General features: G+C 50.8%; 17 protein-coding genes. All 17 read right to left on the bottom strand.

What is annotated here, in order from left to right; all coding sequences use genetic code 11:
* Window positions 1-6: 6 nt before the first annotated feature.
* The gene (gene fliQ / locus B5066_RS12185) at window positions 7-276 is read right to left on the bottom strand and encodes a flagellar biosynthesis protein FliQ (protein WP_022792784.1); all 270 of its coding nucleotides are present in this window, start codon (window positions 274-276) and stop codon (window positions 7-9) included.
* A 25-nt stretch (window positions 277-301) separates the two neighbouring features.
* Window positions 302-988 (bottom strand): flagellar type III secretion system pore protein FliP, encoded by a 687-nt coding sequence (fliP, locus tag B5066_RS12180; protein WP_022792783.1) that lies wholly within the window; start codon window positions 986-988, stop codon window positions 302-304.
* Window positions 985-1,623: a flagellar biosynthetic protein FliO gene (locus tag B5066_RS12175; protein ID WP_079476178.1), complete on the bottom strand. Its 639-nt coding sequence runs from the start codon at window positions 1,621-1,623 to the stop codon at window positions 985-987. Before B5066_RS12175 ends, fliP begins: the two co-directional genes overlap by 4 nt.
* Window positions 1,624-1,645: 22 nt before the next feature.
* Entirely contained in the window at window positions 1,646-2,008 is a 363-nt protein-coding gene (locus tag B5066_RS12170) for a response regulator (protein WP_079476177.1), read from the bottom strand.
* Window positions 2,009-2,030: 22 nt separating this feature from the next.
* The gene (fliY, locus tag B5066_RS12165) at window positions 2,031-3,194 is read right to left on the bottom strand and encodes a flagellar motor switch phosphatase FliY (protein WP_079476176.1); all 1,164 of its coding nucleotides are present in this window, start codon (window positions 3,192-3,194) and stop codon (window positions 2,031-2,033) included.
* Window positions 3,187-4,182, bottom strand: coding sequence for a flagellar motor switch protein FliM (gene fliM / locus B5066_RS12160; RefSeq protein ID WP_079476175.1), 996 nt, complete (start codon window positions 4,180-4,182; stop codon window positions 3,187-3,189). Before fliM ends, fliY begins: the two co-directional genes overlap by 8 nt.
* A 43-nt stretch (window positions 4,183-4,225) precedes the next feature.
* Window positions 4,226-4,684 (bottom strand): flagellar basal body-associated protein FliL, encoded by a 459-nt coding sequence (gene fliL, locus B5066_RS12155; RefSeq protein ID WP_079476174.1) that lies wholly within the window; start codon window positions 4,682-4,684, stop codon window positions 4,226-4,228.
* A 3-nt stretch (window positions 4,685-4,687) separates the two neighbouring features.
* A complete protein-coding gene (locus tag B5066_RS12150; RefSeq protein ID WP_079476173.1) occupies window positions 4,688-4,897 on the bottom strand; it encodes a flagellar FlbD family protein in 210 nt (69 codons plus the stop codon).
* 53 nt (window positions 4,898-4,950) lie between these two features.
* Complete coding sequence (flgG, locus tag B5066_RS12145; RefSeq protein ID WP_079476172.1) at window positions 4,951-5,748, bottom strand: flagellar basal body rod protein FlgG; 798 nt, start codon at window positions 5,746-5,748, stop codon at window positions 4,951-4,953.
* Between the two features lie 72 nt (window positions 5,749-5,820).
* Window positions 5,821-6,201 (bottom strand): TIGR02530 family flagellar biosynthesis protein, encoded by a 381-nt coding sequence (locus tag B5066_RS12140; RefSeq protein WP_079476171.1) that lies wholly within the window; start codon window positions 6,199-6,201, stop codon window positions 5,821-5,823.
* A gap of 18 nt (window positions 6,202-6,219) precedes the next feature.
* Window positions 6,220-6,693, bottom strand: coding sequence for a flagellar hook capping FlgD N-terminal domain-containing protein (locus tag B5066_RS12135; RefSeq protein WP_179124100.1), 474 nt, complete (start codon window positions 6,691-6,693; stop codon window positions 6,220-6,222).
* Between the two features lie 16 nt (window positions 6,694-6,709).
* Window positions 6,710-8,500: a flagellar hook-length control protein FliK gene (locus B5066_RS12130; RefSeq protein WP_179124099.1), complete on the bottom strand. Its 1,791-nt coding sequence runs from the start codon at window positions 8,498-8,500 to the stop codon at window positions 6,710-6,712.
* Window positions 8,501-8,516: 16 nt separating this feature from the next.
* Window positions 8,517-9,077, bottom strand: a complete 561-nt coding sequence (locus B5066_RS12125; RefSeq protein WP_079476168.1) for a MotE family protein — start codon at window positions 9,075-9,077, stop codon at window positions 8,517-8,519.
* On the bottom strand, window positions 9,070-9,528 hold the full coding sequence (fliJ, locus tag B5066_RS12120; RefSeq protein ID WP_079476167.1) for a flagellar export protein FliJ: 459 nt from the start codon (window positions 9,526-9,528) through the stop codon (window positions 9,070-9,072). Before fliJ ends, B5066_RS12125 begins: the two co-directional genes overlap by 8 nt.
* Window positions 9,528-10,844: a flagellar protein export ATPase FliI gene (fliI, locus tag B5066_RS12115; RefSeq protein WP_079476166.1), complete on the bottom strand. Its 1,317-nt coding sequence runs from the start codon at window positions 10,842-10,844 to the stop codon at window positions 9,528-9,530. Before fliI ends, fliJ begins: the two co-directional genes overlap by 1 nt.
* The gene (gene fliH, locus B5066_RS12110) at window positions 10,841-11,584 is read right to left on the bottom strand and encodes a flagellar assembly protein FliH (protein WP_179124098.1); all 744 of its coding nucleotides are present in this window, start codon (window positions 11,582-11,584) and stop codon (window positions 10,841-10,843) included. Before fliH ends, fliI begins: the two co-directional genes overlap by 4 nt.
* On the bottom strand, window positions 11,577-12,590 hold the full coding sequence (gene fliG, locus B5066_RS12105) for a flagellar motor switch protein FliG (protein WP_079476164.1): 1,014 nt from the start codon (window positions 12,588-12,590) through the stop codon (window positions 11,577-11,579). Before fliG ends, fliH begins: the two co-directional genes overlap by 8 nt.
* Between the last annotated feature and the right edge of the window lie 3 nt (window positions 12,591-12,593).

The following is a 12,593-nucleotide window of genomic DNA, read 5'->3' as shown; positions in this document are numbered from 1 at the left end:
GTCTATTCAACCGATAAACTGCTGGGCGTGATACCATAAATTTCTCGTATACTCCACCAGCTGCGTCAGCATCCACGGGCCGAGCACGAGCATGGCGGCCAACACGCCAAGAATCTTAGGTATAAACGCGAGCGTCTGCTCCTGGATTTGGGTGGTCGCCTGAAATATGGCAACACCAAAGCCGAGAACGAGCGCAATGACAAGCAGCGGCCCTGCAATTAAAAAAACCATCCATATTCCCTGTTGTGCGATCTGCATTACCTGTTCTGCTGACATACATTTCTTCCTTTCTTTAACCCGGCTAGGTGTAGCTGAGGAGCAGCGACTCCACAATCAGATACCATCCATCTACAAGCACAAACAATAAAATTTTAAACGGCAGACTGATCATCACCGGCGGAAGCATCATCATGCCCATGCTCATCAATACACTCGCCACAATCATGTCAATAACAAGAAAAGGCACAAAAATGAGAAACCCCATCTGAAAAGCTGTTTTCAGTTCACTAATCGCAAACGCCGGCACGAGCGATGTAAGAGGAATGTCTTCGACCGACTCCGGCCGCTCTTCGCCCGCGTAATCCATAAACAGCGCCAGGTCTTTTTCCCGCGTGTACCGGGACATAAATTCCTTCATCGGTCCGACTGCTTCTGTCAGCGCTTCGTTCTGGTCAATTTCTCCTGCCATCAGCGGGCTGAACGCCTGCTCGTTTACTTCCGAGAGCGTCGGCGCCATGATGAAGAAGGTTAAAAATAAAGCAAGGCCGATAAGCACCTGGTTTGGCGGCGTCTGCTGCGTGGCAAGCCCCATCCGCACAAAGCTCAGCACGACCACAATTCTGGTAAAACAGGTCATCAGCACCAGAATGCCCGGGGCAAGAGATAAAACCGTAAGCAGCAGCACTAGCTGTACCGAGGTTGCCGCTCCTTCGCCGCCGCCCTCGAGCAGTCCGCTGAAATCAAGCGCCGGAAGAGCACTAATAATCATCGCTGTTCCTCCTTCGCTTCCGTCCGTTTATCCCGCGCCTCCGGATGTTTTGCCTCACGTGCTGTTTTCAGCCGTTCTTCAAGCATCGAGTGAAAAGGCGAGCTGCTGTCTTCTTTTTTTCCGCGTTTTTTCCACTTATCTATCACTGACGGAACGCCTGCATATGTATTTTGTTCCTGGGCGGTAATCCGTTCCTGTTCCTCTTTATCCTCAATTTCCTGAAGGAGCGAAATTGTATCCCCGACACCAATCACAAGCATTTTGTCTCCAACTTTAACTACTTGAATGGATTTATTCTGGCCGAGCCCGATTCCGCCAATGCTTTGCAGCGAGCGGGTCGATTGATATCTGCTCGTTTTTTTATTGATGAATTTCAGCAGCCAGAACAGCAGGCCGAGGACGACCGCGAGTGCTCCAATCATCTTTATAAAATTCAGCCACAGGCTGCCGTTATCCATCGCTGCAGGGACCGAATCTTCGTCTGCCGGAGCTTCACTGCCAGAACCCGTGTCCTCCTGATTTTCCTGCGGATTCAGGGACTCATTAACAGTAGTGCTGGCAAGCGCTGTGTCCGCGCCCGCCAGAAGTATTACTGTCATTATTACACCTATAATCACTGCGTATTTCCAATTCATTTTTTTCCTCCGCAGCAGGCCCTCAGCCTAACGTTTTATTGATCGCTTCAAGTACACGGTCTGCCTGAAACGGCTTTACGATAAAATCTTTCGCCCCTGCCTGAATCGCATCAATGACCATGGACTGCTGGCCCATGGCTGAGCACATGATTACTTTGGCATTGGGATCTGCTGCTTTGATTTCCTTTAACGCTTCGATTCCATCCTTGTCAGGCATAGTAATGTCAAGCGTCACAAGATCCGGAGCCGTTTCCTGAAATTTTTCCACTGCTTCGTTTCCGTCTTTTGCTTCTCCTACTACGTTAAACCCGTTCTTTTCCAGAATATCTTTGATCATCATCCGCATGAACGCGGCGTCGTCTACTACTAAAACTGAATAAGCCATGCTGTCCACTCCCTGTTTATTATTATTTTAGTTGAGCCACCCGTTCTCTCGGGCTGAGTATTTCTGTAATGCGCACGCCAAAATTTTCATCGATGACGACGACTTCCCCTTTAGCTACGGGCTTCTGGTTTACAAGCACGTCCACCGGTTCACCGGCAAGCTTGTCAAGCTCAACCACCGATCCCTGGGACAGGGCCAATATATCCTTGATCGGCTGCCGGGATCTGCCAAGCTCCACTGTCACGTCAAGCGATATATCCATGAGCATATCCAGATTCCCGCCGCCGTCGCTATGTCTGTGGGCCGGCTCCTCGAGCTCGGAGAAAGCGGCTCCACTTACTGTCGGAGCCGACGCAGGCCCCTGGGCACGCTCTGTCTGCTGCCGGGCTTCCTGCTGTCTGGACCGCTCCGGGCCAGGCTCCTGTTTTTGCTGCGGCGGAGCTTCTGCGTTATTTGTTCCAAGCAGCTCTTCGACCATCTTTTTTGCAAATCCAAGCGGTATGAGCTGCATAATATAAGAGTCCATCAGCTCCCCGATCTGAATGCGGAAGGCGATCTGTACGACCGTATCTTCGTCAGGGATGTAGCGGGCTGATTCCTCCTGCTCCAGGTTCATAATATTGACGCCCGGAGGAGAAATATCCACCCGTTTATTAAAAATAGTGCTCATGGAGGTGGAGGCTGAGCCCATCATCTGGTTCATTGCTTCCTGTACCGCGCTTTGCTGCATGTCATCAATGTTATCAGCTTCATCTACTTTGCCATCGCCGCCCATCATCAGATTGGCGATAATGCTTGCGTCCGTCATGCTGATCACAAACAAATTGGTTCCTTCAAAACCTTCCGTGTATTTCACATTTACCGCTACATGCGGACGTGGAAAGGACTTCTCTACCATTGCGGTTGATACAGCTTTCACGCCAGGGATGGTGATGCTCACTTTCTGGTTCAGCAGGCTCGACAGGGCAGTTGCCGCGCTGCTGAAGCTGATGTTGCCGATTTCTCCAAGCGTATCCTTTTCCTCGGTGGATAAGAGGTGGTCAAGGCCGTCTTCCTCAGTAGAAGAGGCAATCTCTTCGGCCGGTGTTTCCCTGGAGGGAAAGCCGCTGTCATTATCATCGTCTGCGCCAACGTTTTTCAGCAGCTCGTTAATTTCGTCCTGCGAAAGCATATCGTCACTACTCATGCTGTTCTTCTCCCTCCTCTATCTTTTCTAATATTTGCACAGCCATATGGCTTCGTTTTCTTCCTGGCTGGGCTGTGAATTTTTTCCTGCTGCCTACATGCACCTCGAGCGGGTCATGAATATGCTGTTTCAGCGTTAAGATGTCCCCGCGTTCCATATGTAATAGCTCCTCAATAGTAATAGAGGAAGTGCCGAGAATGGCCTGCAGAGAAACATTTCCCTGCATCAGCCACTCGTTCAGGTGTTCTACCTCCTGCTGGTTTCTTTCTTTTACTTTTGTCTGCATCCAGTAGTGGGTAGTAAGCTTTGGCAGGATCTCTTCAAGCACCATGTGCGGCAGGCATAAATTGATCATCCCGGACGTTTCCCCGATTGTGGTGGTTAAAGAGATGACTACCACGGTTTCATTTGGAGAAACCATCTGCAGAAACTGCGGGTTTACTTCAATTTCGGAGCCGATGGTTTCAATGCTGAGCACCGATTCCCAGGCGTTTTGAAAAGATTCAAGAATCATCTGCATGAAGGAACTCAACAGCTTTGTTTCAATTTCTGTCAGCTTTTCGACCTTGTTCATGCTCTGACCCTGGCCACCAAGCAGCCGGTCAAGCATGGCGTAGCCAACATGCGGGTTGACCTCCATCAGAAGCCGACCTTCAAGGGGAGGAGCTTCAAACACATTCAGGAGTGTCATTTTAGGAATCGAACGAATAAATTCGTCGTAGGGCACCTGGTCGACAGAAGCCACATTAATATCCACAAAAGAGCGCAGCTGGCCTGAAAGTGCCGTGGTAAGAATTCTTGCAAAGTTTTCGTGTATCCGTGACAGGCCCCGGATCTGCTCTTTGGAAAACCGAAGGGCGCGTTTAAAATCGTAGGAACGGACTTTGCGTTCACTTTCTTCTTTTTTCAATTGTTCCCCGTCCATCTCTCCAGTGGACAAGCCGGACAGGAGGGCATCTATTTCGTGCTGTGATAATACATCTGACAAGAGGCTTTCACCTCCCTTTCTCTTCTCTCAGGCTGCTCCTGGGCTATTGAATAACGCGTTCAGTCGTGTAGACCCGCTGTACTTTGCCCTCTGTCATAACTTCATTTACTTTTTCCTTAAGTCGTTCTTCCATTTTTGTTGTGCCTTCCGAGCCTTCAATATCCTCGGGGCTGAGCTGGGCCAGTTCGTGGATAATGATATTATTAATCTGGTAATCCCGCTGTTCCAGCTCTTTTCGGGCTTTTTCATTATCGGCCTGCAGGCTGAACATCGTTTTAATATAGCGGTCGTTTCCTTTTAGGTTGGTTGTCATTTCTTCCATATCCCAGGTGAGCTCCCGCAGCTCTTCGGCGCTTAGTTCCTCTGTTTTTTTCTCTTCACTGCCTTCGGCTTTTTCAGACGAGGAGCCAAGAAATTGATACACAGCAGCCGCCGCTCCTGCAATAAGAACAAGGGTCAAAAGCATAATCATCATCATTTTTCCTGCTCTGGTTTTTAACATGGCTCAGGCATTCTCCCCTTTTCGACTAGCCGGTATCCATGTCCGTCGATAAAACCGTTCGGCCAGGTCCATTACTTCACTAATGCTTTCCCGGACGACAATTTTGTTGCCGTTCAGCAGCGTAATTGTAGTATCCGGCGCCGCTTCGACCTGTTCAATCAATGTAGTATTCAGCACGAACGGGCGTCCGTTTAATTTTGTTAATTCCATCATAATTAGTTGAGGGGCAGCATACCGCCCCTGTCTCCCCCAATTTCATTTCTTAGTTACCGCTTAATGTTAAGCAGCTCCTGAAGCACTTCGTCCGCTGTCGTAATACCGCGCGTATTTGCCTGGAAACCGCGTTGGGCCGTGATCATTTCCGTAAATTCCTCGGAGAGGTCAACGTTAGACATTTCCAGGGCTCCAGATACAATTTCTCCCGCGCCGCCTGCACCTGGAGCAACATCATTCGCTACACCGGAGTTTAAAGAAGCCCGGAAGATGTTCCCTCCTACTTTTTCCAGCCCTCCCGGATTGTTGAACGTTGCCAGCCCAATTTGACCCGCTCCATTTGTATTTCCATTTTGGCCAACAACGTTGATGTTCCCTGCAGAATCAATGCTAAAGCTCTGCGCATTGGCATCAATATTAATTCTTCCATCCCCTGCGTTCAATAAATAATGACCATCTGCATTAACAATATTTCCGCCGTTATCCAAGTAAAAATTACCCGATCTTGTATATAAATTCTCGCCGCCCTGGGGGTTTTCCAATTTAAAATAGCCCGAACCTGAAATTGCAAGATCTAATTCACGGCCGGTGTTTTGCAGGCTGCCCTGCGTGTCAACCGTATCAATACTTCCAAGTTCACTCCCAAGGCCAATTTGTTTTGCGTTTACTCCGCCCCGGTTACCTTCCGCTCCTGCGGCTGCTCCGGTCTGCTGGCTCATCATATCCTGAAATGTCGGGCGTCCTTTTTTGAACCCCTGGGTGTTTACGTTTGCGATATTGTTGCTGATAACGTCCAATTTCTGCTGAAAGTTCTTCATTCCTGCGATTCCTGAATACATAGAGCGTAACATGGTATTCCTCCTTTGATTTAAGCGGGCCCCGTCTGTCTGTCGGGGGCCCAGGCCTCCTTGCGGTCAAGCCTTTTACATGAATATGACGCCGTCAATATTAGTAAATGTATGATTCGCTGCTTCCTGCTTGGACATTGCTGTAATGATCGTCCTATTTTCTGCATTAACAACCAGTGCCGCTTCCGGGAATACCACAACAGATTCCTTCACACCTTTTTCCGCTGCCTCACCGAGTCTTACCTGCATCTGTTCCCAGGCCGTGCTATCAATATGGACGTTTCTCTCTTCCATTCGCTTGGCAGCATGCTTGCTGATTTTTACTTCCGGCCCGGCCAGTTCGTTCTGCAGCAGTGAGGCAAATGAACCAGCCTGTTGTTTTTCCGGACGTGGAGCGCTTCCTGTATTGGACGGAACCGGCATGCTGGAATAGTTATGTATCTTTGAATAATCCATGCTGTTCCTTCCTTCATGTCAGCTTTCCGCCTGCTCTTTTCCGATGTTCACCACCTGCCTGCCATCAATCCAGCGTCCCGAGTCAAGCTCGACCATAATATTTCCCTGAGTATCTTTTTTCACAGACTTAATTTCATTGCGCCCTGTCTGCACGTCCTCGTTTGGAGTATGAGCGTTTACGAGTGTCTGCCATGTCACGTCCTGGCCAATCAGGCTGCTCAGCTGCATCAGCGCATCCTGCGCCATAAACTGTGTCGACTGTTCCAATGATTTGTTCATGTTCGTCATCTGCTCAAGCGTACTGAAGTTGGCAATCTGCGACACGTATTCGGTATCGTTCATCGGCTCGAGCGGATTCTGGTTTTGCAGCTGGATAATCAGCAGCTTCAAAAAATCATCCTTATCCATATTGCCGTTGGTGTTCTCTGCGGCAAATGGGCTTTTACTGTTTGAAGTATTACTTAGCTGCATATTATCTGTAATGGCACTCATCGTATGTTCACCTCCTTTAAATGCGTTCGTTGACCGAAAGCTGCTGTAAAATATCTTCAAACGAGTGTTCTTCCTCTTCTGAAGACTCTTCCTGCACATTTACCGCTTCCCGCTGTTCTTCAGGCTCTTCTTTCTGCTCTTCTTCCTTATAGAAATCCGGATGCTCTGCTACTTCGATGCGCTCCACCTGCAGGTTCTGCTGCAGGAAGGAATGCCTCAGCTGATGCACGCTGCTTTCCACAAGCTCCTGCGCTCCTTTGGAGGTTGTAACCAGCTGAGCGGTCCACTGCCCTTCAATTTTCGTGAGCTTCACATCGAGCCGGCCCAGATGTTCAGGATGAAGGCGGATCGTATAGGAAGCTCCGTTTTTCAGCTGGGCGGCGTTCATCGTACTGAGTGTCTGCTGGAACTGCCTTAAAAATTCTGCCTGGCGCTGATTTCCTTCAGACGCCGGCGGCAGCTGGATTACAAGCGGCCCATTCAACTGGGACGCTCTCGGCTCTCCCACTCCAGCTGGTGGTACTGGAGTGGCTGAAGCATTTCCTGTTTCGCCGCGGATACTCTGAAGAATCCGTTCGAGCTGCTCTGCGAATGCTTTATTATTACCCGCTTCTGCTGTTAAAGAGACAGATGGCTGCTTTTTTATCAGCGCTTGGAGACTGTGAACAAATGCCGTCAGCAGCTTTTCAGGCTGTTCCCCGGAAGGCTGAAGCGCTTTTGGCACCCAGGATCCCGGCTCTTCCCGCCCATTGATGTATTTCTGCCACTGCTGCAAATCTTGCTTCAAGCTTTGCAGCCCGGTTGCTGCTCTTGCTTCCTGGCCGGCTGGAGGACTCATCCACCCGGCAGGCACTTGCGGCAGCCACTGGGGATGCGGCCCTGCGCTGCGTCCGGCTCCTGAATGCTGTTCTAGGTATGAAATAAGCTGCTGCACTTCCGGAGGTTTTTCTGGAAACAAAATCTCCAGCTTTTCTATTCGGGAAATATCCTTCCGAGGCGTTGACCACTCCGGCCGAACGCCTTCCATTTTTCCCTTCGTTCCATCTGGCTGCACCGGAGCTTCGTCAGCCACTGCTGCAGCGATAAGAGCAGCTTCAAGGCGGGCTTTTCCAGAGTTTTCTGGTAAAACTTTTGAAAGAAGGGCAGTCAACTCATTCAATCGGTTCGTAAACGAATCTTCTGCCTGCCCCTTTTCGTTTCCCGCCAGAGTTTCAGAAACCAGCTGCCCAACAGCCTGCTGCAGCTTTTCAGCTTCCATCTGTATCGCCTGCTGGTCTCCCGGGGGCAGGATCTTGAGCTTGGCTGTCAGCTGTTCGAGTACCGGCAGTGCTGCTTTCACTGCTCGCTCTTCCTTCGTGTTCCCCAAGGCTTCAGGCTGCTTTTCGCTTACTCCCGCGTGTTTGTTTGCCAATGCTTCTGCATTTGGAGAATTTACGACAATGGCAAGCTTAGTGAGCATGCTGTCCTTTTCTGGCGGCATCTCTTCGAGCGCATCCTCCGGCACCGGCGTTTCGCCGCCCTGCTCGTCAAGTACGAGCTCTGCAATATATATCAAGGCTTCTTCAAGCTCCGGCTGCTTCTTTATCAGGGCATTGATTGCTTCAGGATGCGATTCGATCGCTTCCATTACTTGTTCAGCTGAAGGCAGGGCGTTTTCCGGCCCATTTTCCTCTGCCGGCTTTCTTTCCGCAAGCGCAGCTGTCCCCGCGAATAACACGGCAAAAGCTGATGAACCGCTTGCTGCCTGCACGGACAAAGGCGTGCCGCTCAACTGGGCCGGGGCCCGGCCGGTAATTGCTGTTTCCATAGCGTCCTCCTTTCTTCTACTGTGCCAAATCGAGGCCTTCAATCCCTGAAACAACGGAAGCAGCAAGCTCTTCATCCATTTCTTCGAGAATGGCTGCCTGTTCCTCCGGCCGCAGGGAATACAATTGTTGGACAATCACTTCTGTTTCCTGCTGCCCAAGTACCGCTGCCGCTGTCGCCGGCTTCATTTCCTCGTAAATTTTCTGGGCGGAGCCAGCGCTCCCCCCATTTTCTTCTTCGCCTTCTTCGCCGCTTTCTTTTGTTTCTGCTTCAAGCGTCAATTCCTCAAGCTCTTCTTCCACACTACGGAGCTCCTGCTCCCGTTCCTCAAGCCGCTGCTGCAGTTCGACAATTTCCTCTTCCTTCGCTTCGAGTTCTTCGCCGGAAGCACCGGCGTCATCTGCACTTTCTTCGCTTCCGGCAACCGACTTCACCACGTCCTGGCCAAGCTGCGTCACATTTATGCCCATAAAGGACATAACCGCAACCGACAGAACGATGGCGAAAAGGAGCGGGATAAGAAACAGCATGAAAAACCATTGAAAAAAACTGCCCTTTTTCTTTTCTTTTTCAGCCATGATGCTGCACCGTCTGCTTCTGGAGATACATTTGCACCGCGGTATCGTCCATTGCTGCCCGCTCGTTTCGCTTTATTTTTTCCGTGTGTTTTGCTTCTTCTTGTTCCTTCATCAGCTCAAGCTTCCGGTTTTCGCGCCATGCTTCCTGCATCGCTTTTTCCTCACGCAGCATCATCCACCTGGCCTTACTTACAGCCTCTTCGAGAACCACAGCTTCCCGCTCATACATATGAAGCATCTTTTCCTGCTGGCGAAGCTCCCGTACCGTCACACCCCTGGTCATTTTTTCCCGGTTAACCTCTTCGGCATGTTCTTTAGAACGGAGCATTTCGTACAGGGCGCCGGCTTTCTGCTCAAACTGGTCCACTGCTTCATTGTAAGATTTTACTTTTTGGTCCTTTTCACGATCCCGCAGCTGCAGCAGCTGTTCTAACGAAAATTGATAGGCCATTAAGACGCTCCCTCCTCCATTACGTTTTGCAGTTTCTTCAGCGTCTGCTCCATTGTCGAAGCTTCCATCGACCGCTGCTGGATAAGTGCTTCAACGGCAGGCAATTTTTCCAGTGCTTCGTCAGTCTCCCGGGAGCTGCCTTTACGGTAAGCCCCGATTCGTATGAGATCCTCCGCCTCCCGGTACGCCGCAAGCCAGCTCTTCACTTTGGAAGCTGCCTGCTGATGGGTTTCATTTGTAATTTCTGACATTACCCGGCTCACGCTTTGAAGCACATCGATGGCCGGAAAGTGATTTTTATTGGCAAGCGACCGCTCAAGAACAAAGTGGCCGTCAAGAATACCGCGTACGGCATCAGCAATCGGTTCATTCATGTCATCTCCGTCCACAAGCACGGTATAAAAAGCAGTGATTGAACCTTCTTTGCTTGTGCCCGTCCGTTCAAGCAATCCCGGCAGGAGGGCAAATACCGACGGCGGATATCCTTTGGTCGTCGGGGGTTCACCGATCGCGAGCCCGATTTCCCTTCTGGCCATCGCAAACCGGGTAATGGAATCCATCATGAAATTGACTTTTTTTCCTTTAGAGCGGAAATATTCTGCGATAGCTGTAGCTGTATACGCGCCCTGAATCCGCATGGAAGCGGGCTGGTCCGAGGTCGCTACCACCAGTACTGATTTAGCCATGCCTTCTTCCCCGAGATCGCGTTCGATAAAGTCGCGCACTTCACGACCGCGCTCCCCGATAAGAGCGATGATGTTGATGTCGGCTTCCGTGTAGCGCGTGATCATCGAAAGCAGCGTGCTTTTGCCAACACCGCTTCCGGCAAAAATGCCTATGCGCTGCCCTTCCCCCATCGTAAGCAGGCTGTCGATTACTCTCACACCGGTCGGCATGATATTTTTGATTCTTGGACGGTCAAGCGGTGCCGGCGGCGCTGCCTCCGAAGAAACACTGACCAGTCCTTCCGGAAGCTCCTGATGATCAATCGGTTCTCCCATTCCGTTTAATACACGTCCGATAAGCCCTGCCCCGGCCTTAATCTTCAGCGGTTTGCCGGTGGCTTCTACTGTGCAGCCCGGGCTGATGTTTTTTAATGACTCCAGCGGCATCAGCAGCACATACTCCTGGCGAAAGCCAACCACCTCAGCAGCTGTGGAGGTGTCACTTCCGACGCCGTATATGTAACAGATGTCCCCGACGTTTGTTTTGGGGCCGCGTGACTCCACCATTAAGCCAATCACCCGTTCTACACTTCCGTAGGACCGGTACAAAGACATCTGTTTGACCTGGGCTGCTGCACGCTCTGCCCTCATACCGGCATACCTTCTTTAACAACAGCCTGCAGCTGTTTTTTTAATTCCTGAAGCTGGGTCTCCAGGGAAACGTCGATTTTTCCGAAGTCTGTTTCGAGTACACACTGGCTTTGTCTCATCTGCGCATCAGGGTAAATGGTTACCTTCTGTTCGCTCCCTGCCGCACTCTGCAGCTCTTCTTTATACATTCGTACCTCTTCGTACTCCCCGGCACTTACAAGCACACGAATATGACCCTGTTCCCGCAGTGCGCTTACCGCGGTCGAAAGCTGCATCCGCCAGTGCTCATCCGGCAGCCATTCCGGCCCAAGCATTTTTTCGAGTGCCTGCACGGCTATATCAATTACTGTCGGTTCAGCTTCATTCAAGCGTTCATGAAAGGCCTGCTCAGCGGATTCTATGATCCGGCCAGCGTGGGAAATTTGTTGCTGCCACGCTTCTAGCCCTTCCTGTTTTCCGCTCTCAAACCCTTCCGCGTATCCTTGTTGTTTTGCCTCTTCGGCCCAGGCGGCAATGCGGGCCTGGGAATCGTTTTCTTCCTGCCTGATTTTTTCCTGGGTTTCTTTCCAGGCCTGCTCGGCCTGCTGCTGCAGCCGGCCGGCCTGATCCTTTAACTGTTCCGCCTGCCGCTGCTGAAGAAGATGTTCGTCTGCCTGCGGCGGCACTTCCTGATACACAATTTTTCTTGGAGCAATGGTTCTGTGTCCGGCGCTTACGTGAGTGCGAAATACGTTAGACAATGACATCATCTCCTCCGCCGCGGGCAATCACAATTTCGCCCGTTTCTTCGAGTCTCCGGATTATACCGACTATTCTCGACTGAGCTTCCTCTACATCACGCAGCCGCACCGGCCCCATAAACTCCATTTCCTCCTGGAACGTTTCGGCCATCCGCTGGGACATGTTCTGGAAGACAACTTCTTTAACCTGTTCGCTTGCCACTTTGAGGGCAAGCTGAAGATCTTCATTATTAACGTCCCGTACCACACGCTGAATGGAACGGTTATCAAGAGCCACCACGTCTTCAAATACGAACATGCGCTTTTTGATTTCTTCAGCCAGCTCCGGGTCTTCCTGTTCCAGGGATTCGAGAATGATTTTTTCCGTGCTCCGGTCCACTCCGTTCAGCACCTCTACCACCGATTCAATGCCGCCTGCCTCGGTATAGTCCTGGGTAACAGATGTGGAAAGCTTCTGTTCAAGCACTGCTTCCACCTCGCTTACAATCTCCGGCGAGGTCCGGTCCATTTTTGCAATACGCCGGGCCACGTCGGTCTGCTGCGTTTCAGGAAGCTCTGACAAAATCTGACCGGCCTGGCCCGGCTCCAAATACGAAAGCACCAGGGCGATCGTCTGTGGGTGCTCGTTTTGAATGAAGTTCAGCACCTGGGCCGGCTCAGCTTTGCGGGCGAAGTCAAATGGCTTTACTTGCAGCGACGATGTGAGGCGGTTAATCATGTGCATTGCTTCCTCTTCCCCGAGCGCTTTTTCAAGAACGCTTTTAGCGTAGCCAATGCCTCCCTGGGAAATGTAATCCTGCGCAATGGCTATTTGGTGGAATTCATTCATTACTTCTTCTTTTTTCGAGCTTTCCACTTTTCGGACATTGGCAATTTCAAGCGTCAGCTTTTCAATTTCTTCCTCGCGCAAATGCTTGTATACTTCGGCTGAAACGTCCGGACCCAGTGAGATCAGCAGCACAGCCGCTTTTTGCTTTCCCGTCAGCGTTTCTTTTCTCTTTTGCAATTG

This window comes from Marinococcus halophilus, assembly GCF_900166605.1.
Taxonomy (GTDB): domain Bacteria; phylum Bacillota; class Bacilli; order Bacillales; family Marinococcaceae; genus Marinococcus; species Marinococcus halophilus.
The sequence above is the reverse complement of the archived record's forward strand: the minus strand, read 5'-3'. Positions and strand labels throughout refer to the sequence as shown.

Excerpts from the sequence above, each read along its gene's own strand:
- fliQ (WP_022792784.1), bottom strand. The coding sequence starts at position 276 with ATGTCAGCAGAACAGGTAATGCAGATCGCACAACAGGGAATATGGATG.
- fliP (WP_022792783.1), bottom strand. The coding sequence starts at position 988 with ATGATTATTAGTGCTCTTCCGGCGCTTGATTTCAGCGGACTGCTCGAG.
- B5066_RS12175 (WP_079476178.1), bottom strand. The coding sequence starts at position 1,623 with ATGAATTGGAAATACGCAGTGATTATAGGTGTAATAATGACAGTAATA.
- B5066_RS12170 (WP_079476177.1), bottom strand. The coding sequence starts at position 2,008 with ATGGCTTATTCAGTTTTAGTAGTAGACGACGCCGCGTTCATGCGGATG.
- fliY (WP_079476176.1), bottom strand. The coding sequence starts at position 3,194 with ATGAGTAGTGACGATATGCTTTCGCAGGACGAAATTAACGAGCTGCTG.
- fliL (WP_079476174.1), bottom strand. The coding sequence starts at position 4,684 with ATGTTAAAAACCAGAGCAGGAAAAATGATGATGATTATGCTTTTGACC.
- B5066_RS12150 (WP_079476173.1), bottom strand. The coding sequence starts at position 4,897 with ATGATGGAATTAACAAAATTAAACGGACGCCCGTTCGTGCTGAATACT.
- flgG (WP_079476172.1), bottom strand. The coding sequence starts at position 5,748 with ATGTTACGCTCTATGTATTCAGGAATCGCAGGAATGAAGAACTTTCAG.
- B5066_RS12140 (WP_079476171.1), bottom strand. The coding sequence starts at position 6,201 with ATGGATTATTCAAAGATACATAACTATTCCAGCATGCCGGTTCCGTCC.
- B5066_RS12135 (WP_179124100.1), bottom strand. The coding sequence starts at position 6,693 with ATGAGTGCCATTACAGATAATATGCAGCTAAGTAATACTTCAAACAGT.
- B5066_RS12130 (WP_179124099.1), bottom strand. The coding sequence starts at position 8,500 with ATGGAAACAGCAATTACCGGCCGGGCCCCGGCCCAGTTGAGCGGCACG.
- B5066_RS12125 (WP_079476168.1), bottom strand. The coding sequence starts at position 9,077 with ATGGCTGAAAAAGAAAAGAAAAAGGGCAGTTTTTTTCAATGGTTTTTC.
- fliJ (WP_079476167.1), bottom strand. The coding sequence starts at position 9,528 with ATGGCCTATCAATTTTCGTTAGAACAGCTGCTGCAGCTGCGGGATCGT.
- fliI (WP_079476166.1), bottom strand. The coding sequence starts at position 10,844 with ATGAGGGCAGAGCGTGCAGCAGCCCAGGTCAAACAGATGTCTTTGTAC.